Raw genomic sequence first — 20,560 nt, 5'->3', positions numbered from 1 at the left:
GGACTTAGAACGAGAATAGAATGCATACAATTTTAGGCTACTTGTGGCAGTACATCACGAATCCTAAAGCAATTATCGCCTTGTCATTGTTCGTGGCATTGATGTCTTCATATACTTCAATTCCTCGTCATATATTCTGGGCTTTAGCAACTGCCTATGCTTTGGGTCTTATTGTTTATGGTATCTATTGGCTTATTCAACGAAGAAAGCATGCTGCTCAAGGTGAAGAGTTAGCTGAGGCAATCGAAAAAGATAACCAAGCTGAATATGGCAAAAATAAAGATAAAGAAGAGCTTCAGCTAGTTAGCCAACAAATGAAAGAATCAATTCAACTGATTCGTAAATCTAAGTTGGGTGATAAAAAAGGCAATGCTGCATTATATGAGCTTCCTTGGTATATGGTTATTGGTAACCCAGCCGCAGGTAAAAGTTCAGCTATTTATAACTCTGGTTTAAAGTTTCCTTTTGAAGAAACGCATCAGAAAATGGTATCAGCTGGCTTAAGTGGTACTCGAAATTGTGACTGGTTCTTCTCTACAGAAGGTATTTTGCTCGATACAGCGGGTCGTTATTCTGTTTATAGCGAAGATCATTCCGAGTGGTTAGGTTTCTTAAATATTTTAAAAAAGAACCGTTCTAAAGCACCAGTTAATGGTTTGATTCTAATTGTTAGTATTGCTGAGCTAATTAGTCAAAGTCCTGAAAATTCATTAAAGCTTGCTAAAAATTTACGTGCTCGTATTCAAGATCTAACTGAACGTTTAGAAGTGGTAGTACCTGTTTATTTAGTCTTTTCAAAGATGGATTTGATTGCAGGTTTTACTGAGTTTTTTGAATTTTATGAAGCTCAAGAATATAACCAAGCTTGGGGAGCAACGCTTCCATATGAGCAAAATTCTTCTCATAACGCAGTAGATTTGTTCGAAAAACATTACACCATTCTTTACGATGGTCTAAAAGGGGTAAGTTCGACTCATTTAAGTCGCCGTCATTCGCAAAATATCTCACCAAGCGTAATGACTTTCCCATTAGAATTTAAAACACTAAAACCAGCTTTAAAAAGCTTTATTGGTACACTTTTTGAAGATAACCCATATCAATTTCAACCTGTTTTCCGTGGGTTTTACTTCACCAGTGCTTTGCAGGAAGGTGTAATTGAAAGTCCAATGACTGAACAAATTGCACAAGAATTCCAGTTGACTCAAATTGCTCAAAATGATTTAAAAGACCACTCAAAAATTACTCCTAACCATGGCTATTTCTTAAATGGTCTATTTTCAGATGTTATTTTAAAAGATAAAGATCTCGTTAAGCAGCATGTAAATACGGGCAGAAAACGTCAACGTTACATTGCATTTATTGGTGCTTTAGCGGGTGTTTCAATTATTTTGGGTGTATGGGTTTGGTCTTATCGTAATAACCAGCAATTAATTGGTGAAGTTCAAGCAGATTTAAATAAAGTCGTTCAATTAGAAAGAGCCTCTGGTCAGCAACTGTCTACCCAATTAGAAGCTTTGCTGATTCTTCAAAGACGTTTACAGCAGTTAGATGAGTTTGATGAAAATAGACCACTTAAGTTTAGTTTTGGTTTATATCAGGGCAATGAGCTTCGTGAAAAGTTAAAAGCTGAATATTTAAAAGGTGTTAAGCAGATTGTGTTAACACCAACACAGCAAAATATTGCTCAATATTTGCAACGTGTAAAAAATAATGAAGCAACATTAAAAGCAAACCACACGAATGTTGAGATCAAGCAAACTGCTCAATCTCAACAATATTTGGAACCTTCAGATACCAACCCTCAAGATGCTTATAATGCATTAAAAGCTTATTTAATGATGAGCAATCCGCAATATATGGATGCTAGTCATCTAAGCGATCAGGTTACGCGTTTCTGGCGTTCTTGGTTAGATGCAAATAAAGGCCAAATGCCGCGTGCAGATATGATTCAAGAAGCTGAACAGATCTTATCGTATGCAATGACCTTAGCAAATGATAAACAATTCCCAGTTTTAGAAGCAGATTCGCAAATTGTTGATCAAACTCGTCAAGTGCTGCTCTCTGTTGTTCGAGGGATGCCAGCGCGTGATCGTGTTTATAACGAAATAAAAATGCGTGCTGCGGTACGTTTCCCAGCACTGACTGTAAGTCAGATTGTGGGTGAGGCAAATAAAAATATTGTATTGGGTAGTTATGCATTACCAGGCGTATTTACCCAAAAAGCTTGGAATGACTATGTAGAAAAAGCAATTGAGGAAGCTGCAGATAAGCCAACAGACAGTAAAGACTGGGTGTTAAATAGTCGACAATCTGATGATTTAACTTTCTCGGGTAGTCCAGAGCAAATTAGAAAGCAGCTAACAGCGCTTTATAAGCAAGAATACATTGCTGAATGGAGAAAATTCTTAAGTGGTATTCACTATGCTAAAGCTGGCCAATTTGCTCAGCAAGTAAAAAATATTGATGTTTTAGGTGAACCGCAAAACTCTCCAATTAGAACATTAATTGAAAGAGTTGCAGTCGAAACAAATTGGGATAATCCGGTTGTTCAAGCTGAGCTTGCAGCTCCACAAAAAGGATTTATTGCATGGTTTAAACGTAAAGTTTTAAATCATGATGACAAGCAAGTTGCTAATCAAGTGGCAAACAATGCCCAAGGTGCTATTTCTCAAGAATATCAAATGTTCTACCAGTTGGTTCGCAAACGTGATGATCAACAAGGTAAGTCATTGCTTGATGAATATATGACAAATTTAGCACTCGTTCGTAGTAAGTTTAATGAGCTTAAAAATGCGGGTGAAATTGGACCTAATGCGATGACATTAGTCAAGCAAACCCTTAATGAGCAAACGTCTGTATTTAACCAAACTCAAAAAATTGTAGATGAAAAAATGGCGGTTGGTTTCAATGAAATTGATCAGCGTTTACTGCAAAAATTAGTAGTTAGCCCACTTACGCAAGCTTTTGAGAGTTTAATTACACCGACACAAGACGAAATTAATAAATTATGGGTAATGCAAGCCTATCAACCATTTACAGCAAATCTTGCTAAGAAATATCCATTTAACTCATCAGCTTCTTTACAAGCAACAAGTAGTGAAATTGGTCAAATCTTGGGTGAGAACGGTAGTATTTCTCGCTTTGTAAAAGAAAGTCTTGATCCATTTGTGATTCGTCGTGGCTATACGTTAACGTCTAAAACTTGGAAAGATTTAGGCATTAGTTTAAATCCTCAATTCGTTATGAATTTCCAAAGATATGTTGCACCAGCCAATGGTATGGCGACAGGTGAGTTGAATGCTCAAGCGCAAGCTGCTCCAGCGACTAACCAATCTAACTTCCAGTTTTACCCAATTCCAAATCCACAATTGCTTTCATATACCGTTGATATTGATGGTCAGCGTATGACTTATGAAAACGATGTTCAGCAATGGGTTAACTTCATTTGGCCAAACCAAGGCAGTATTCCAGGTGCTCGTATTACCGCTGTAGATTTACAAGGCCAAACCCACACGATTTTTGATGAGCCAGGTGAGTACGGTATTAACCGTTTAATTGATAGTGCTCAACGTAAGGAACAAAATGGCGGATTTGAAATGCTTTGGCGTAGTAAAACTGATCCATCATTATTTGTAAAAATGAATTTCCGTCTAATTAGCAGTAATTCAGGCAGTATCGGTTCAAGCCGTGGTTATGCAGGTATGCAACTGGTTGATAAAGTGACTGCTGATAAAGCTGCTCGTGTGGTATCTGCTCAGCAAGCACCAGCTCAAGCTGCTCCAGCAAGAACTGAAAATCCTGTTTCTGCACTTGCTCAGCCTTCTGCGGGAGTTAAACCATGACATGGAAAATAACCTCTATGCGAAAGGAGGAGCAATAATGCAAACATTAAAAACAACTCCTTTGTATTACGGCAAAAGTCCTGCACGAGGCGACTTTTTAAAAACAAAAGGTCAGAATGCTCTAATACAGTTGCTTGATCAGTGGATTACTGAAGCATTGGAATATGCAATGCAATCAGGCAGCTTTAAAGAAGCTTATAACACATTACCTTCACTGGATTTCTTTATTGCGAATCCCAAAGAAAATATGTTTTTAGCGGCGAACCTTCTCGCAAGTGAAGATAGTTCAGGTAGATCTTTTCCAATGGTACTGAGCCATTTATTAGAAATTGATTTACCGTATGATAATTTGTTGTATGCGCCCTATAGCTATAAACATGTACTCGTTGATTTATTTCAAAACAATCGTGCTTTAAAAGGAATTAAAGATTCAGATCTGTTACTTGGAAAATTAGGTCACTTACAAAATCAAATTCAGGTTTTAACTGAACGTGAATGTGTAGGTTTCTATGAAAATCATACGATGCACTCATTTGCACAGTTAATGAAGTTAAGTATTTATGAATTAGCTCAAAGTATGATTGGTTTGGGGTTATTGCTACAGCCAATTTTACAAAATGGAACCAGTAGATTAAATAAAGTTTTAATTTTACCTATTAACAATCCTGCTTACAGTTATGAAATAGCAGCATTTTGGGTCAGTATTATTTGCCGTTTTTTAAAAGAACATAATACTGAGGTGCTGATAGGTTTGCTACATCGAGAGCAACCCGTATTATTCTTCGGTTTTCAAGGAGCTGATATTTTAGCCCTTAGCGATATTTTTACTCAGAATATGGATAGTAAACACTGGGTTTCTTTAATAGAAGCACAATGGATTGATACTTATTTGGAGCAGAATGCTGGTTTAGCTACGCTAGAACAATCATTATGCCAACGCCAACTAAGTTTAAATCAAGGTTTAAAACTATTTAGACAGACTTTTTTGGGTGAATAATAATGAATCAACGATATCAAAGTAAACTTTCACAGCTCATAAAAGGCTGTTGTATCTATGCAATTGCTAACTATGCTTTAGCTCAGCCCATTGTCGTAGAAGGTGTGGTTCCTAACGAAGCGAGTAAACAGGCCATCTTATTAAAAATGCAATCTGTTTATGGTGCTGATCAGGTTGTAGATAAAATACAAGTGAGACCCGTAGCTGCTCCTAATGGTTGGAGTGACTCGGTAACTCGAGTGATTACGCCTGATCTTAAAAAGGTTTCACAAGGCAAATTAAGCGTAAATGGTACTCGGTTTGAGTTGAGTGGAAAAATGCTGAACCCAGCAGATATTCAGCCTACAATTCAATCTTTTCAAGGATTAGTGCAGCCACCGTACCAACTGTATTCACAGTTATCAGTCAATCAGGCTGAGCAGAAAATCATTGATGATGCACTTAAAAATCGAATTATTGAATTTGAATCTGGTAGTGCGGTTTTAACTGATGCGGGTCAAAAAATTCTTGACGAGATGGCTATTGCTTTAAATAAAGTTGGCGGTAAGAAGGTGAAAATTATTGGTCACACTGATAGTTCTGGTGATGCGACTAAAAACTTAAAACTTAGCCAAGACCGCGCATTAGCAGTTAAAAACTATTTGATTAGTAAGAGTATTCCTGCCGACCATTTATCTACAGAAGGTTTAGGTTCATCTAAGCCAGTTGCAGATAACACTTCTCCAGAAGGAAGAAAGAAAAACCGTCGGATTGAGTTTACTGTTCTATAAATATAAGGAGAAGAACATGGCTAGCCCTTACATTACGATTGGATGCCCAACAACTGGTGGAGGGCAAGTCATTTCAGGAAACAGTACATTTTTAATTGATGGAATTGCAATTGCCTGTGTAGGAGATAAGGCTACTTGTCCGTTACACAAAACGGTTTCTACGATTGTATCGGGAGACCCAAATATGCTTGTCATGGGAAAATCCGCAGCACGTGTAAATGATTCATTATCATGTGGCTGTAAATTATTACCAAAACAGAGTTTAGTTAATCAAGGATAAGGATAGAGATATTTTTATATAGATATAAATATCTACTAAAACATATTAACGCTTGAAATGATGAGTAGTTTGTCTGATAAAGCTGAATTTTGTTAATATACAGGCATTATGATTTTAAGCATTAAATTATTTAAAAATATTGAGAGTAATGATGAGTAATTTAAAAATTTTAATTACAAAACTTTCTGCAGTTGCACGAACTGCTTTGGAAAAATCGGCTAATGCTTGTGTTATTCAACAAAATTACGAAATTGAAATTGAGCATCTATTTTTAGAATTACTTAATCAATCTTTAGAGAATGATTTAAAAATTTTATTAAAGAAATATAAAATTTCATCTGAAGCTTTAGCTGATGATTTAAAAGAAACAATTTCTCAATTACCAAAAGGTAATACCCGAACTCCTATTTTTGCTAAATCTATTGTTCGTTTGTTTGAACAAGCTTGGTTATTAGCTTCGGCTGAACAAAATCCCGTTATTCGTAGTGGTCATTTATTAGTTGCATTATTAACTGCGCCTGATTTATATCAAATTGCAACAAGAGCTTCGAGTTTATTTGACCTTTTACCGATTGATTCAATGAAACACAAGTTTCTTGAAATTTGTGAGAAGAGTGTTGAACAACAAGATGAAACAAAAACACCACCTGATGAGGTGGATTCAACAGAGGCGACTGTAGCAAATACCAAAGTAGCTAAAACACCTGCACTTGATCAATATACGATTAATCTCACTGAAAAAGCGAAAAAAGGCGGTATAGATCCAGTTATTGGCCGTGAATATGAAATTCGCTTAATGCTCGATATTTTAATGCGTAGACGCCAAAACAATCCGATCTTAACCGGAGAGCCAGGTGTTGGTAAAACAGCTGTAGTGGAAGGTTTGGCTTTAAAAATTGCTCAAGGTTTAGTACCAAATGCCCTAAAAAATGTTCATTTGCATGTGTTAGATATGGGGCTGTTACAAGCAGGTGCAAGTGTTAAAGGCGAGTTTGAAAATCGTTTAAAACAGGTTATCCAAGAAGTTCAAGCTTCTACTCATCCTATTATTTTATTTATAGATGAAGCGCATACTTTAATTGGTGCAGGTGGACAAGCAGGGCAAAATGATGCTGCAAATCTTTTAAAACCAGCACTTGCACGTGGTGAGTTGCGTACGATTGCTGCGACAACTTGGGCAGAATATAAACAATATTTTGAAAAAGATGCTGCATTGAGCCGACGTTTTCAGGTTGTAAAAGTAGAAGAGCCGACCGAAGAAGTTGCGGTAGATATGTTGCGTGCGATGATTCCTGTCATGCAGCAGCATTTTAAATTGCAAATTGATGATGAGGCGATCGTTACTGCGGTTCATTCTTCACATCGATATATTAGTGGACGCCAACTTCCAGATAAAGCAATTAGTGTGCTTGATACGGCTGCAGCACGTGTTGCGTTGACCCAAAATGCTCAACCTGTAAAGCTTGATCAGTTAAAGGCCCAAGAACATAACTTAAAGCTTGAACAGCAAATTTTAGAAAATGAACATCGTCAGATTCCAATTCATCATGAACGCTTGGAAGCTTTAAAAGCTAATTTAGAATCTTTGCAAAAAGAGATCCAAGAAACCGAAGAGCAGTGGCAAAAAGAATTAGAACTTGTCCATAAAATTCAAGAGTTAGAAGCACAGAATCATGCTAATGAGTCTGAAGCTTTCGATCAGATTAATCTACGGCGTAAAGATCTTGCTGATATTCAAGGTCAGCAACCCTTAGTATTTGAAAGAGTAAACTCTCAAATCATTAATGAAATTATTTCTGATTGGACAGGTATTCCTGTTGGAAAAATGGTTAATGATGAAATTAAACAGATATTAACGCTTGAAGATAAATTGGGCGAGCGTGTAATGGGGCAAGATTATGCACTCACACAATTAGTTCAAGGCATTAAAACTTCAAAAGCAAAACTTGAAGATCCTAATAAGCCACAAGGTGTATTTCTTTTAGTGGGACCGAGTGGTGTAGGTAAAACTGAAACTGCATTAACTTTGGCAAATGAGTTATATGGTGGTGAGCAGCATTTAATCACTATTAATATGTCTGAATATCAAGAAGCGCATACGGTATCTTCATTGAAAGGTGCGCCTCCAGGATATGTCGGATATGGCCAAGGTGGGGTTTTAACAGAAGCTGTACGCCGTAACCCGTACAGTGTTGTGTTGCTTGATGAAATTGAAAAAGCTCATAGCGATGTTCAGGAACTGTTCTATCAAGTATTCGATAAAGGTACTTTAGAAGATGGTGAAGGACGAGTAATTGACTTTAAAAACACGACTATTTTGTTAACTTCAAATGCTGGTTCAAGTGCCATTATGCAGGCTTGCTTAAATAGACCTGTAGAAGAGTGGCCTACAGCTGAAGAGTTGATTGAGCACTTAAAACCAAGTTTATATAAACAATTTAAGCCTGCATTTTTAGGCCGAATGAGAGTTGTACCTTATTTCCCACTGCATGATGATCTACTTGTACGAATTATTAAACATAAGTTAGGCAAAATCACAGCAAGAATTGAGAAACAATACGGAACACAAGTCCAGTATTCTGATGATTTGGTAGAGCTCCTCTTAAGCCGTTGTACAGAAGTCGATAGTGGTGCGCGCAACGTTGATAATATTTTAAATTCTACAGTGTTACCTGCATTAGCTACAGAAATTTTGGTGGCTTTAGCAGAGCAAAAACTACCTAAAATTATCATGATTGATGCTAAAGATAACGAAATTCAATATGTACTAGACCCAGTTGTAAAAGCTGCTAAAAAAAGGACTAGTAAAAAATTGAAGTCAGAAGTTTAAAATTGAATAGAGCTAAAATTAGATGAATATTGATATTTCTGAACTACTCGAACCCATTAGTGATAGTTTGCCTTGTGGTGATGACTTTTCGTTTTCTAATGAATTTCATGAAATTAAAAAAGCCAAGACACAAGATGATTTATTACTAGATCAAGGTGATTGGGTTGCTGAGCGCAAACAAGCCGATTGGGACTTTGTAGCAAAGAACACGAGTGTTTTGCTAAAAGATAAAACGAAAGATATTCGTCTATTAACTTGGCTCTTAGAGGCTTGGACTCATCTTTATGGTTTTGAAGGTATGGCTAAAGGTTTAACTTTAAGCCATACCATGCTGAATCAATACTGGCAGGAAATTCACCCTGTTATTGAAGATGATGACTTAGATCAACGCATTGGTTTATTACAGGGTTTAATTAATCAGCTTCCGATGTTGTTAAAGAAAGTTTCTTTAACCAATACAGCTCCTTATTATAATTTGCTTGATTACGATAATTTTCTATATCACGAAAATGTTCGCCGTAAACAAACTGAAGAGTATGACAGCCAGTCAGGACCATCTGAATTAGAACAATTCGACCAAGCCATTTTTAATACTTCTAAAACTTTTCAATATTCTAATTATCAAGATTTTAGTTCAGTCTTAACCGAGTGGGATGTTTTAAAACAGACTCTTGATCATTTAATGGGATTAGATTCGCCGAGTTTTGCTGCTATTGATTCGGCATTTGAGACCATTCACAGCACATTACGTAAGATTTATAAAGCAGAAGCTTTTGGTACTGGGCTTACGCCAATCCAAGAACAGGCTACTGTTATCACGAGTTCATCTATGGAAAATCAAGGGCCTGTACAAGTTGTTTCAGATCAGCCAGCTTTTCAGCCTCAAGCACAAACGCACTTGGCTAACCGTGAACAAGCAATGAAAGTATTGCAAGAGATCGCAGATTACTTCCAAGCAAATGAACCTCATAGTCCTGTGAGCTATATGCTTCAAAAAACGATTAAATGGAGTCAAATGCCATTACACGAGTGGTTAGCGCAAGTTATTAAAGATGAGCATCCATTACAAATGGTTCAGGAAATGTTAGGTGTGCAGCCTAAAAATGAATATGAATAAAGATTGGTAAAGACATATGTTTAAAGCTGAAAAAGTCCTGTGGGGCGAAGGTTTATTTTTAAGACCTCAACATTTCCAAATTCAAGATACGTATCATGAACAACGCCTAAATCATACGGTTCGCGCAGTTGTACCTTTTTCATATGGTATTCAGAAGCTAAGTTTCGATGAAGCTCAATTGAGTACACATATTCTTGCTCTTGAGTCTGTAGAGATGATCTGGCAAGACGGTGAAATTTATCAGGCACCGGCATATGATCTATTGCCTGAACCAATTTTATTAGATGATCTTAATTTACGTGGTGAGATGCTAATCTATTTAGCATTGCCGCTTTTACAAGCAAATAAGCAAAATCTAATTGATCAAAACCAAGCGCAGAAGGGTAGATATCAATCTCACCTTGTTGAAACGCATGATTTGTTTACTAATGCTACAGAAGCAGATATTAGTTTGCTACGCCGACGTGCTGTTTTTAAATTATTAGATGTACATAGTAATCCAGACCATAATCTAGATGGTTTCTTATATCTGCCGATTGGAAAGATTAAGCGACAAAGCTCTGGCGCTTTTGAAATTGATCGGAAGTTTATTCCGCCAATTTTACACGTGGATGCCTCTGAATCACTCATTTCAAACTTAAAAAGAACACTGAATGTGATTAAGGCAAAAATTAAGACGATTCAAACCAATAACCGAGAAAATGAACAGAAGTTAATTGAATTCCGTTCAGGTGATATCGTTTCATTCTGGTTAGTAAATGCCTTAAACACAGCTCATGCTGGCCTGAATCATTTTGTGCAATATCCACAAATCCATCCAGAACGTTTGTTCTTCGAATTGTTACGTTTAGCAGGTTCTTTATTAACCTTCTCGACGGCTTATGATGTTGATCAGTTGCCTGCCTATAAACACCATAATTTACAAGAAAGTTTTTCGCAGTTAGACACGATTCTACGTGATTTACTCGATACGATTATTTCGAGTCGTTACATCAGTATTGCACTTAAAGAAATCCGCCCTTCATATTGGGTGGGAAGTCTTGAGACCGATAAGATTACTCGAGATACTCGACTTTATATTGCAGTATCAAGTAGTGCAATGCAGACACATGAGTTGATCCAGATCGTACCTTTACGATTCAAGATTGGTAGCACTTTAGATGTAGAGCAACGTGTAGTTGCTGCATTACCTGCAATTCCATTGCATCACTTGATTCAGGTTCCAACAGCGATCCCAGTACGTTCTGGTGTGAGCTATTTTGAAGTTGAACCGCATCATGAATTATACCAGCGCATGTTAGATTCAGAGACGATTTGTATTTATGTTCCGGCTGGCTTCCAAGATATCAGTATTGAACTGATTGCTGTTATGAACGCTTAAGGGTAAAGGAGAGAAAAATGTCACAATCCACTGGTGCTCCTTCTTTATTTGACGATGGGCAAATTGGAACGGGTGGGAACAATAATAGCCAGTCTCAGGCAAAGCTACAGGCAATCAATCTTATTGATTTATTGCATGATGGCTTTTATTTGGTTTTTTTGATTCGAAATCAGTATGTGCCGGCAGACGCTCAGCAGTTTCGTGAAAAAATCTTAAATTTACTCAATCAATTTGAGCAGCAAGCTAAAAAGTTGCAATTTTCAGCTGATGATATTCATGATGCTAAATATGCATTTTGTGCTTTGATTGATGAAACTATCGTAACGCAACAAGACCCAAGCTATTTTAATTTACAAAATGCTTGGTTAATTAGCCCATTGCAATTGAGCTTGTTTGGTTCTCAGTTAGCTGGGTATCGTTTCTTTGAAATTTTGGAGCAATTGCGAAGTCGTGGAAAAGAACGTCTAGCTGCGTTAGAGGTATTTCATTACTGCCTTTTGCTCGGTTTTCAGGGTAAGTACCGAATTGAATCTATTGAAAGTCTCAACCACCTAGTATCAAGAGTGGGTGATGAAATTGACTATTTAAAAGGGAAAAAAGTTGCGTTTTCGCCGTTCTCGGCAATTCCCGATCAAATACGAAATATTATTCATCGCGAAGTACCTTTCTTTTGGATTTTGATCTTTTTATTGATTTTTGCATTACTTACCTTTGCGGGTTTAAGATTTATGCTGAACAATCAAAATGATAAAGCATTATCTAACTATCAAAATGTGATTTCTGCTCCTCAAGAGCAAGCACATATTACAGTTTATTTACCTTGATGATGGAACGAAATGGCTCAGGAAAAACCAACTTCTATTCGAGTTTTACAATCGAATAAAAAAAAGCCGAAATCACCAGTACTTTATATTGTGATTGGTGTGATTGCAGGGGTGTTTGTCAGCATCTCGCTATTCCTGTTCTTGTCTCAACCGAATTCGCCAGAATCAACAGCAATTGAGAGTAAATCAACGGAAGAGCAAGTTTTAAATCAAGATGTTGTACATTCTTCAGATGAACAAAATCAGATTGCTGTAAGTCAAGACAACGAGACGGATTCAATGAGTCGTGATGGCTTTGAACAGCCAAAAGATAATGAGTTAAGCAATATTTTTAAACCTGTTCCACATAAACCTGTTGCTACGAATGAACAACGAGTTTCACCATTTGATGAACAGCTAACAGGTGAAAAGAAAGTTCAGGTTGTGCCTCAACTACAGACGAGTGTAGCTAAAGCGGCTCAACCCAAAATACAGCCAGCTCAGCAAAAACCTGTGAGTAAGCCGCAGCAGCAACAAGTGGCGCAGGCTAAACCCGTAGTTGAGAGTAAAGCTCCAGCTGAACCAGAACCTGAGGTTGAGCCGCCTAAGGCATCGGTAGATATTAAAATTACACGAAGTCCTTTTGCCGTGAATTAATGAACTGATGATGATCTTTCTCATATTCTTTTGCTTTACATGTTTGGCAATTGGTTTAGCGTTTTTAATGTCTTATGAACTCAGGAGTAGAAGCAAAGATTTTGTTTTGTCATTACTGCCCCAAGGGCGTAAACAGCTTAATCAGGTTAAACAATTTGCTCAAACCATGAATCAGGCAGCTGCTCCTGAAAAATTACAATCTCATTGGCATTTACAGCAATGGTGGATTGTAATTGCAGGCTTTTTCTTGTTTGCCAGTATATTAGTTTTTGCTTTTACTCGTCCGATTAGTTCAACCCGAATTGAAGCTGAATATCTGAAAAAAACAGATCCTCAAATCTATGCACTTTTAAATGGTGAAATATTATCGCCACCGCCAGAAGTAGATGAAAGCCTAATTGAAGCCGCAATTGTTGAGGCGACGCAGTTAGAGCAGCAATATTCGTCTCAAAATAGTGGAGCTATTAATTCTTCACCGATTGATAACGCCAGTTTCGATGGTCGAGCTATTCTGGACACAAATTTAGTTGATCGTAAATGGGACAAAATGAACCCACGATATAAACAGCGTTTACTCATGGTCTTTAAAATCATGAAAGAACAGTATGGTTATGAGTTGGTTCTATTAGAAGGCTATCGTAGCCCAGCACGTCAGAATATGTTGGCGGGCAATCCAAATACGACTAGAGCGAGAGGGTATCAAAGCTATCACCAATTTGGTTTAGCTGCTGATGTAGCATTTAAGCGAAATGGAAAAGTGGTTATTTCTGAGCGAGATCCATGGGCAATGCAAGGCTATCGGTTATATGGGCAAGTCGCTGAATCGGTTGGCTTAACTTGGGGTGGACGTTGGAAATCTATCCAAGATTATGGGCATACCGAGTTCCGTATGCCAGGCTTAAGAAAAACTCAAGAAATGGCAGAAAAACTGATTGCTGAAAGTTCGAATGATATAAGTTAAATATTGATTGAGGATTGAAAACGTTCTTGTAAAACAGTCGTCATTTTATCTACAAGCTGGGAAATTATCCCAGCTTTTTCCCATGTGTAAATTGAAACGGCCATAGGCGGCACAGCTCCTAATGCATCATATCTACGTACTCTCCGGCCATTGGTCGTAGCTACAGGCAATAAAGATAATCCTAATCCTGTTTCAACACTGACTAACACGCTTTCTAGGCTACTACCCGTAAAGGCAATATACCAACGTCGCCGTTCGCGCTCTAAGGTTGCGAACATCTCATCCCGATAAAGTCCGCCTTGAGGAAAGGTCACTAAACTTATGGGATCAGACCATGCAGTTGTTGAATTCTCACTTTCAAACCATGCCATTTCTTCTGGGAATGTAGCGTGGTGATCAGCACTGGCCGCAGGTTCTTTGACAATAATAATATCGAACTCACCATTCCGATAACGTTCTGTTAAGTTGCGACTCAAGCCAGAGGTTACGTCTAAACGAATGGAACGATGCTCTTTGGCAAATATACCAAAAACTTCGGCCATTGCTTGGCTCATCATATCTTCTGGTAAACCAATACGAATGGGAATACTTCCTGCTGGATCTTTAAGTAGCGCTTCAGCTTCTTGTTGGAGAGTCAAAATCCTTTGCGCATAACCAATTAGATATTCTCCAGATGCCGTCAATTTGAAAGGTCTTGCTGTCCGATCTATAAGGGCATGACCGACAGATTCTTCAAGTCGTGCTAACTGCTGACTAACTGTTGATTGAGTCAGGTGTAATCGTTCGGCAGCTGCGGTAAAACTACCCGTTTCAAAAATAGTGACGAAAGCACGTAAAAGGCGAGGATCAAACATATTAGGTATCGCCACACTAAAAAGCCAATAAGATAAGTATTTATAATCTTAATACTATCGATTAAATAATTTAATTTCCAAATACTTTTGGTGATCTTTATTCTATTTATAAAATGTTTAGCCAAAAATTTCTATTGGGAGGCCACCATGCGTAAGTCACTAATATGGATGAATCTGATTGTCGCATTAGGGGCGTCGGGTTTTACAAATATGACGAATGCAATGGGTGAGTATCCTTTACATCAGGCAGTGATAAATAATGACACACAATCTATCAAACGGATTTTATCTCAAAAAGCTTTAATTGATGAGCGAGATGAAACTGGTTCGACTGCTTTGATGGTCGCTACAAGAGCAAATAATGTACATGCTGCTCATATGCTGATAGAGGCTGGTGCCGATGTAAATGCAAAAGACAATATTCAAGACAGTCCATATTTATATGCTGGTGCACAGGGATATTTAAAAATTCTAAGAATGATACTCATGCATGGTGCCGATTTAAAAAGTATTAACCGTTACGGTGGAACTGCGCTCATTCCAGCAGCGGAACGAGGCCATGTTGAAACAGTCCGTACATTAATTGCGGCCGGTGTAGATGTTAATCATGTGAATAATTTGGGTTGGACAGCATTACTTGAGGCCATCATTTTGGGAAATGGAGAACCTAAATATCAACATATTGTAGAGCTTTTATTGAAAGCAGGTGCTGATCCGAACTTGGCAGATAAAGACGGGATAACTCCCTTAGAACATGCGCGGTCACGAGGATACCTCGAAATTGAAAAAAGACTTCTTGCAGCTGGTGCAAAATAGAAAGTGAGAGTATGTGATGGAAAAAGGTGAACAGTTTTTACGTAAGGCGATTGAGCTTGCCTATAACAATATCGAAAAAGGTGGCAGGCCATTTGGTGCTGTGGTTGTAAAAAATGGAGAAATTATTGCTTCAGGCGTAAATCAGATTCTGGTAACGAATGACCCAACCGCACATGCTGAATTACTGGCGATTCGTGCAGCCAGCCAAGTTTTAGGATCTGCCAATTTAGAAGGCTGCTCTGTGTATGCAAGTGGCCATCCATGCCCAATGTGTATGGCTGCGATGCGTTTAGCTGGTATAAAGTCGGTGAGCTATGCTTATTCTAATGAAGACGGAACACCATTTGGTCTGTCTACAGCCGAAATATATATTGAGCTTGCCAAGCCGTTTGCTGAGCAATCAATGAAAATTCAATATATACCGATCAGAGTTGAAAACCGCACTGATCTTTATGCGCATTGGAAGAATTATCAAGCCAATTATTCAGGCTCAAAATAATGAAGCAGTCTGGAGTTTTTTTGACTCATCCCATGCTTGTTGTAACGGTAGCTTTGGTGGGCCTTAATTTAAGACCATTTATCACAAGTATTGGACCATTGATTGCCAATATTCGAACAGCCACTGGTTTAAGCTTACAAGGGATAGCACTACTTACTTTGCTACCGATGATGCTTATGGGAGTCATTGCATTTGTTGGCCCAATATTGCAGAACTATGTCGGCGAACGAAAAGCTATTCTTGGTGCATTGCTGGCCATTTGTGGAGGATGTGCTGTCCGATTTTTATTGCCTACATCCGAAGGATTAATTCTTAGTGCAATATTAATTGGATTCGGAGTTGCGATGATACAAGCGGCTTTTCCCGGCATGATTAAACGAGAATTTAGCCAATATATTGGGCCGATGATGGGACTTTATTCGGCTATGCTCATGGGAGGAGGAGCACTAGGTGCATGGTTAGCTCCCATAATTTCAAATATAACGGGTTTATGGTTTGTTGGACTGGCTTTTTTTGCAGTTCCAGCTTTATTTGCATTTATATTGGCGCTTGTCTTTTTACCAACAAAATTTGGCTCATCCATTCATCATGCGCCTGTACGCAAGTTATTAAATCAACCTCGAACATGGTTATTAATGATGTGCTTTGGACTTGTAAATGGTGGCTACTCGTCAGTAGTAGCGTGGTTGGCACCTTCTTTTCAAGATCAGGGTTGGAGTGCAGCACAAAGTGGAAAATTACTCGCTTTGCTGGCCCTGAGCCAAGCAACTTCAGCGCTCATTTTGCCTGTTTTAGCTAGGAAATATAAAGATCGACGTCCATGGTTATGGTTTACGTTAGCAATGCAGCTAGTCGGTTTCTCTGGAATGGCTTTTATGCCTGATTTTGCCTCTATACTTTGGGCAATTTGTTTGGGCGTAGGTTTGGGAGGATGTTTTGCGTTAACGCTTATCGTTGCATTAGACCATTTTGATGATCCGATTCATGCAGGGGCTTTATCTGCATTGATGCAGGGTGGTGGTTTTTTACTGGCAGCAATCCCGCCGTGGATTATTGCAATTTTGCATGATCTTACGGGGGCTTACAAAGCAGGATGGCTTTTCCATTTAGCCAGTGTGATATTAGTAGTTGTTTTAGTAATTAGATTGAATCCCAAAAGTTATTTTAAAGTAAGTCTGTAAAACGTTGAGTTAGCCGAGATTCATTTTTTAAGAATTGCTACTCCTATAATCACAAGCAAATGAGGAAATAGTGATAGGATAGAACTGAAAATTTCCTCTTTTAAATGAATACAACAATATTTGATTTCTATGACTTCTTCTTTGAAACAGCTCACTTTATTTAATCAAGGCCTAGGAAAAACCAGTCGATTTGCAAAAGGCATGGATGGAACTTTACAGGCTATTGAGCATTTAGGATATGTGCAGATCGATACCATATCGGTTGTAGAGCGAGCTCATCACCATATATTGTGGAGCCGAGTGCCTGATTATGAGCTAAGTCATCTCAATAGTTTGGTTCGTGAGCGCCAGATTTTTGAATATTGGTATCATGCAGCGTCTTATCTTCCTATGAAAGATTATCGTTATGCACTCCCTGCCATGATGTCTGTCAGAAACGGAGAAAGCCGTTATTTCAATAGAGGTGATCAACGCCTTATGAATGAAATTTTGGCCCGTGTTCGTGCTGAAGGAAAAATTCGTCTTCGTGATATTGATAAGAATAATAAAAAGAGTTTGGGAAACTGGTGGAATACCGGACCAGGCCGCCGTGCTTTTGAGCAGTTATATATGCAGGGTGACCTGATGATCTGTGAGCGTAACGGAATGGAAAAGGTCTTTGATTTGACCGAGCGCTGCTTGCCTGAAAATATTGATTTAAGTATGCCTACGCTTTATGAATATGCGCAGTATTTGTTTAATAATACGCTTCGAGCGCATGGTGTATTTACATGGAAACAATTAGTTCATTTAAAGAAAAATGATTTAAAAGAAACTATGCGTGTCGTTTTGAAAGAGCAGATTGACGCAGGTGTAGTATCTGCAATTAAGCTTGAGAATGGTCAAACTTTATATGTTGATGTTGCTGCAATGGAACAAAAGGTTAGTACTGATTTCGGTTTAAAAATACTTTCACCTTTTGATAATTCTCTTATTCATCGTGACCGTTTAGCTTCTTTATTTGAATTTGATTACCGCATTGAATGCTATGTACCAGCGGCCAAACGTGTATATGGTTATTTTTGCTTGCCGATCCTATATCAAGATGAGTTAGTCGGCCGAGTAGATTGTAAAGCGCATCGTTCTATCAAAGAATTAGAAGTGATTAGCCTACATTTGGAAAAAACAGTAAAAAATAAGGAGCTCTTCTTCTTCGAACTGGAACAAGAGCTCAAGCGTTTTGCTGCGTTTAATCAATGCTCAACTATTAATGACAAAGTGATTCAGCGTATTCGTACTAAAATTTAGACACCAAAAGCACTCCAGCTTTTGGTGTTTTCACTTTTTAGTTTAAAGGCATACGATATTGAATAACTCCTGGTTTTTGTGCAATCCAGTCATAAAGCTTTTGCGCTGTTACATTGGTTTCTTGAGTATGCCAATATAAACGGTCACAGTTGTGTTCGATAGCTTGCTTCTGCACATATTCAATGAGTTGCTTACCAATGTGTTGTCCACGAACTTCAGGGGAAACATACAGGTCTTCTAGATAACAGTAATTATTTTCTGCCCACGTTGAACGATGAATAACATAGTGCACAATTCCTAAAACCTGCTTACCTTGTTTGGCAACGGCACAGTACATAGGTTCATTCTCATCGAAGAAACGTTCCCATGTTACTTTTGTGACATGAAGGGGTAAATTCACCTGATAAAAATTTTGGTAAGCAAGCCAATATTTTTCCCATTGTGAATAATCTTGCTGCTGAACAGGAACGATTTGAAGCCCTTGATTTTGCATAATAATTACACTCTGTTTTAAAGTAATAAAAAATCGACAACTAGAGTGTAGTTTTGATAGTGGTATTTTTATAAGATACACTTTTGATATTTTTCATAGTACCAGTTTTGATATGGCAGCTCCGATTTCCGCATCTTTTCCACATTTAATTTTGCCAAAAGGCCAGATTAAAGATGGATTATATACGGCTTTGCGTGATGCAATTTTAGATGGAAGGCTGACTGCCGGAACAAAATTACCCTCAAGTCGTACCTTGGCAGAGATGATGTCAATTTCAAGGAATTCTGTATTGGCGGCTCTTGAACGATTACTAGATGAGGGATATTTATTTACTAAACCAAGTTCGGGTACCTATGTTGCTGAGGTTGTGCCAGATCAGTTAATACACGTTCAAAAAAATTCAAAAGAAAAGTCTAAAAATACTCATCGTTCCTTAAATATTAATCCGAATATTGAAGCTTTATTGGATTCATGGCGAAAGCAGTCATGGTTAAGTAAAAAGAAAAAGATGTTTCATGTAGGGGTAGGCTGTATTGATTTATTTCCTCATCAACTGTGGGGCAAGTTATTAACGCAAGCTTGGCGGCAGTCGTATTATCAGCTTGGTCAATTTTACGACCCGCGTGGCTATCTACCTTTGCGTCAGGCAATTTCTGAATATGTTCGCTCCACTCGAGGCCTGAACTGCAACGAAGAGCAAATTATTATTGTAAACGGAACGCAGCAGGCTATTCATTTAACGGCCTATGCCTTACTTCAAGCAAATGATGAAGTGTGTTTGGATGAGCCAGGATATGATGCAGCTTTTAAGATTTTTCGAAGTTTTGGTGCACAGGTAAATTTGATCGAGAGTGATGAGGAGGGAATGCAAATCTCTGACATTACAGATCATTATTTCAAAAGCAAACTTGTTTATACGGCACCTTCACATCAGTTTCCTTTAGGAGGAACTTTAAGTTTAGCTCGCCGTTTTGCTTTATTAGATTGGGCAAACAAACAAGAAAAATGGATTTTTGAAGACGATTATAATAGTGAGTTTCGTTATGGCACGCACCCAATCCAAGCACTACAAGGTTTAGATCAGCAGCAAAGAGTCATTTATTCTGGAACTTTTACCAAGATGATGTTTCCGGAGTTTCGTTTAGGGTTCATGGCTGTACCTGAAGCATTGATTGAAACCTTTAGTGCAGCTAAATACTATACTGACGTGCGAAGTTCATATTTAGAGCAGGTCGCTTTAGCTTTATTCATTCAACAAGGCCACTATGCTCGACATGTACGTAAAGTTCGAAAAGCATGCTATGAGCGTCAACAAGTATTGATTAACGCTATTAATGAATACCTTTCAGATGTACTCGATGTTCAGCCAACAGATTCAGGCATTCATCTTATATGTTGGTTAAAAGCATCATGGACTGAGCAGGAGTTTATTTCTTATTGCTCGGCATTAAACTTAGAGATTCAACCTCTATCAAGATATTGTCAACTTGAGCCGAAAAAAGCAGCAGTTCTGTTGGGCTATGCTGCACATCAACCTGAGGAAATGGTAGAAAATATTAAGAGATTAGCCATCAGTATCAAAAAATAAAATAGCTAAACTTTTCAAAATTATATATGAATTTTAGAGCGATTTTATTTTTAATGAGAAGGACAAAATATTTATTCGATTTAAATATTTTGATGAAATATTAAAAAATTTAAATTTAAAAGATTTATTAATCTTATTTTAAGATAACTTCATTATTCTAAAAACATCAAAGCTCAGTACAGTACACCTTTTGGCCACATTCTC

General features: G+C 37.9%; 17 protein-coding genes. 15 read left to right on the top strand and 2 right to left on the bottom strand.

Features of this window, described 5'->3' with window-relative positions; all coding sequences use genetic code 11:
- Positions 1-20 precede the first annotated feature (20 nt).
- From tssM to ACTJJH_RS13130, 10 genes are all read left to right on the top strand, one after another.
- Positions 21-3,842, top strand: coding sequence for a type VI secretion system membrane subunit TssM (gene tssM / locus ACTJJH_RS13175; RefSeq protein ID WP_440601260.1), 3,822 nt, complete (start codon positions 21-23; stop codon positions 3,840-3,842).
- A 37-nt stretch (positions 3,843-3,879) separates the two neighbouring features.
- A complete protein-coding gene (gene tagF / locus ACTJJH_RS13170) occupies positions 3,880-4,839 on the top strand; it encodes a type VI secretion system-associated protein TagF (RefSeq protein ID WP_014206363.1) in 960 nt (319 codons plus the stop codon).
- Positions 4,840-4,841: 2 nt separating this feature from the next.
- The gene (locus tag ACTJJH_RS13165; protein ID WP_017402891.1) at positions 4,842-5,609 is read left to right on the top strand and encodes an OmpA family protein; all 768 of its coding nucleotides are present in this window, start codon (positions 4,842-4,844) and stop codon (positions 5,607-5,609) included.
- A gap of 16 nt (positions 5,610-5,625) precedes the next feature.
- Positions 5,626-5,889: a PAAR domain-containing protein gene (locus ACTJJH_RS13160; protein WP_004793184.1), complete on the top strand. Its 264-nt coding sequence runs from the start codon at positions 5,626-5,628 to the stop codon at positions 5,887-5,889.
- 148 nt (positions 5,890-6,037) lie between these two features.
- On the top strand, positions 6,038-8,719 hold the full coding sequence (tssH, locus tag ACTJJH_RS13155; RefSeq protein WP_440601259.1) for a type VI secretion system ATPase TssH: 2,682 nt from the start codon (positions 6,038-6,040) through the stop codon (positions 8,717-8,719).
- Between the two features lie 22 nt (positions 8,720-8,741).
- Positions 8,742-9,836 carry a type VI secretion system protein TssA gene (gene tssA / locus ACTJJH_RS13150; RefSeq protein ID WP_017481494.1) on the top strand — a complete coding sequence of 365 codons (1,095 nt, stop codon included), beginning with the start codon at positions 8,742-8,744 and terminating at the stop codon, positions 9,834-9,836.
- Positions 9,837-9,852: 16 nt separating this feature from the next.
- Complete coding sequence (gene tssK / locus ACTJJH_RS13145; RefSeq protein ID WP_005076735.1) at positions 9,853-11,217, top strand: type VI secretion system baseplate subunit TssK; 1,365 nt, start codon at positions 9,853-9,855, stop codon at positions 11,215-11,217.
- Positions 11,218-11,234: 17 nt separating this feature from the next.
- Positions 11,235-12,041 carry a type IVB secretion system protein IcmH/DotU gene (icmH, locus tag ACTJJH_RS13140; RefSeq protein ID WP_017481495.1) on the top strand — a complete coding sequence of 269 codons (807 nt, stop codon included), beginning with the start codon at positions 11,235-11,237 and terminating at the stop codon, positions 12,039-12,041.
- A 12-nt stretch (positions 12,042-12,053) separates the two neighbouring features.
- Complete coding sequence (locus tag ACTJJH_RS13135; RefSeq protein ID WP_440601258.1) at positions 12,054-12,677, top strand: hypothetical protein; 624 nt, start codon at positions 12,054-12,056, stop codon at positions 12,675-12,677.
- Between the two features lie 7 nt (positions 12,678-12,684).
- Positions 12,685-13,638: a M15 family metallopeptidase gene (locus tag ACTJJH_RS13130; protein ID WP_032003326.1), complete on the top strand. Its 954-nt coding sequence runs from the start codon at positions 12,685-12,687 to the stop codon at positions 13,636-13,638.
- Here the strand turns inward: ACTJJH_RS13130 and ACTJJH_RS13125 are convergent.
- Positions 13,635-14,492: a LysR family transcriptional regulator gene (locus tag ACTJJH_RS13125; RefSeq protein WP_440601257.1), complete on the bottom strand. Its 858-nt coding sequence runs from the start codon at positions 14,490-14,492 to the stop codon at positions 13,635-13,637. The genes ACTJJH_RS13130 and ACTJJH_RS13125 overlap by 4 nt on opposite strands.
- 147 nt (positions 14,493-14,639) lie before the next feature.
- Here ACTJJH_RS13125 and ACTJJH_RS13120 point away from each other — a divergent pair, with 147 nt between their 5' ends.
- The 4 genes from ACTJJH_RS13120 (at position 14,640) to ACTJJH_RS13105 (ending at position 18,275) form a co-directional block, all read left to right on the top strand.
- Positions 14,640-15,308, top strand: coding sequence for an ankyrin repeat domain-containing protein (locus tag ACTJJH_RS13120; RefSeq protein ID WP_440601256.1), 669 nt, complete (start codon positions 14,640-14,642; stop codon positions 15,306-15,308).
- 16 nt (positions 15,309-15,324) lie between these two features.
- Positions 15,325-15,807 carry a nucleoside deaminase gene (locus tag ACTJJH_RS13115; protein ID WP_440601255.1) on the top strand — a complete coding sequence of 161 codons (483 nt, stop codon included), beginning with the start codon at positions 15,325-15,327 and terminating at the stop codon, positions 15,805-15,807.
- On the top strand, positions 15,807-16,988 hold the full coding sequence (locus tag ACTJJH_RS13110; protein ID WP_440601254.1) for a cyanate transporter: 1,182 nt from the start codon (positions 15,807-15,809) through the stop codon (positions 16,986-16,988). The genes ACTJJH_RS13115 and ACTJJH_RS13110 overlap by 1 nt, the downstream gene beginning before the upstream one ends.
- A gap of 129 nt (positions 16,989-17,117) precedes the next feature.
- Entirely contained in the window at positions 17,118-18,275 is a 1,158-nt protein-coding gene (locus ACTJJH_RS13105; RefSeq protein WP_440601253.1) for a winged helix-turn-helix domain-containing protein, read from the top strand.
- A 37-nt stretch (positions 18,276-18,312) separates the two neighbouring features.
- Here ACTJJH_RS13105 and ACTJJH_RS13100 read toward each other — a convergent pair whose 3' ends face one another.
- Positions 18,313-18,768: a GNAT family N-acetyltransferase gene (locus ACTJJH_RS13100; protein ID WP_440601252.1), complete on the bottom strand. Its 456-nt coding sequence runs from the start codon at positions 18,766-18,768 to the stop codon at positions 18,313-18,315.
- 112 nt (positions 18,769-18,880) lie between these two features.
- On the opposite strand from ACTJJH_RS13100, the gene pdxR reads away from it, so the two are divergent.
- Positions 18,881-20,356 (top strand): MocR-like pyridoxine biosynthesis transcription factor PdxR, encoded by a 1,476-nt coding sequence (gene pdxR, locus ACTJJH_RS13095; protein WP_440601251.1) that lies wholly within the window; start codon positions 18,881-18,883, stop codon positions 20,354-20,356.
- The last annotated feature ends 204 nt before the right edge of the window (positions 20,357-20,560 follow it).

It is taken from the genome of Acinetobacter sp. 22301, assembly GCF_052045285.1.
Lineage (GTDB): Bacteria > Pseudomonadota > Gammaproteobacteria > Pseudomonadales > Moraxellaceae > Acinetobacter > Acinetobacter pittii.
Note: the sequence above shows the minus strand (reverse complement) of the source record. Positions and strands in the feature narration are given on the sequence as shown.

What these genes read in the sequence shown, in the direction of transcription:
- ACTJJH_RS13105 (WP_440601253.1), top strand. Translation starts at nt 17,118, where the DNA reads ATGACTTCTTCTTTGAAACAGCTCACTTTATTTAATCAAGGCCTAGGA.
- pdxR (WP_440601251.1), top strand. Translation starts at nt 18,881, where the DNA reads ATGGCAGCTCCGATTTCCGCATCTTTTCCACATTTAATTTTGCCAAAA.
- icmH (WP_017481495.1), top strand. Translation starts at nt 11,235, where the DNA reads ATGTCACAATCCACTGGTGCTCCTTCTTTATTTGACGATGGGCAAATT.
- ACTJJH_RS13115 (WP_440601255.1), top strand. Translation starts at nt 15,325, where the DNA reads ATGGAAAAAGGTGAACAGTTTTTACGTAAGGCGATTGAGCTTGCCTAT.
- ACTJJH_RS13160 (WP_004793184.1), top strand. Translation starts at nt 5,626, where the DNA reads ATGGCTAGCCCTTACATTACGATTGGATGCCCAACAACTGGTGGAGGG.
- tssM (WP_440601260.1), top strand. Translation starts at nt 21, where the DNA reads ATGCATACAATTTTAGGCTACTTGTGGCAGTACATCACGAATCCTAAA.
- tssK (WP_005076735.1), top strand. Translation starts at nt 9,853, where the DNA reads ATGTTTAAAGCTGAAAAAGTCCTGTGGGGCGAAGGTTTATTTTTAAGA.
- tagF (WP_014206363.1), top strand. Translation starts at nt 3,880, where the DNA reads ATGCAAACATTAAAAACAACTCCTTTGTATTACGGCAAAAGTCCTGCA.
- ACTJJH_RS13100 (WP_440601252.1), bottom strand. Translation starts at nt 18,768, where the DNA reads ATGCAAAATCAAGGGCTTCAAATCGTTCCTGTTCAGCAGCAAGATTAT.
- ACTJJH_RS13110 (WP_440601254.1), top strand. Translation starts at nt 15,807, where the DNA reads ATGAAGCAGTCTGGAGTTTTTTTGACTCATCCCATGCTTGTTGTAACG.
- tssH (WP_440601259.1), top strand. Translation starts at nt 6,038, where the DNA reads ATGATGAGTAATTTAAAAATTTTAATTACAAAACTTTCTGCAGTTGCA.
- ACTJJH_RS13130 (WP_032003326.1), top strand. Translation starts at nt 12,685, where the DNA reads ATGATGATCTTTCTCATATTCTTTTGCTTTACATGTTTGGCAATTGGT.
- ACTJJH_RS13125 (WP_440601257.1), bottom strand. Translation starts at nt 14,492, where the DNA reads ATGTTTGATCCTCGCCTTTTACGTGCTTTCGTCACTATTTTTGAAACG.
- ACTJJH_RS13135 (WP_440601258.1), top strand. Translation starts at nt 12,054, where the DNA reads ATGGCTCAGGAAAAACCAACTTCTATTCGAGTTTTACAATCGAATAAA.
- tssA (WP_017481494.1), top strand. Translation starts at nt 8,742, where the DNA reads ATGAATATTGATATTTCTGAACTACTCGAACCCATTAGTGATAGTTTG.
- ACTJJH_RS13165 (WP_017402891.1), top strand. Translation starts at nt 4,842, where the DNA reads ATGAATCAACGATATCAAAGTAAACTTTCACAGCTCATAAAAGGCTGT.
- ACTJJH_RS13120 (WP_440601256.1), top strand. Translation starts at nt 14,640, where the DNA reads ATGCGTAAGTCACTAATATGGATGAATCTGATTGTCGCATTAGGGGCG.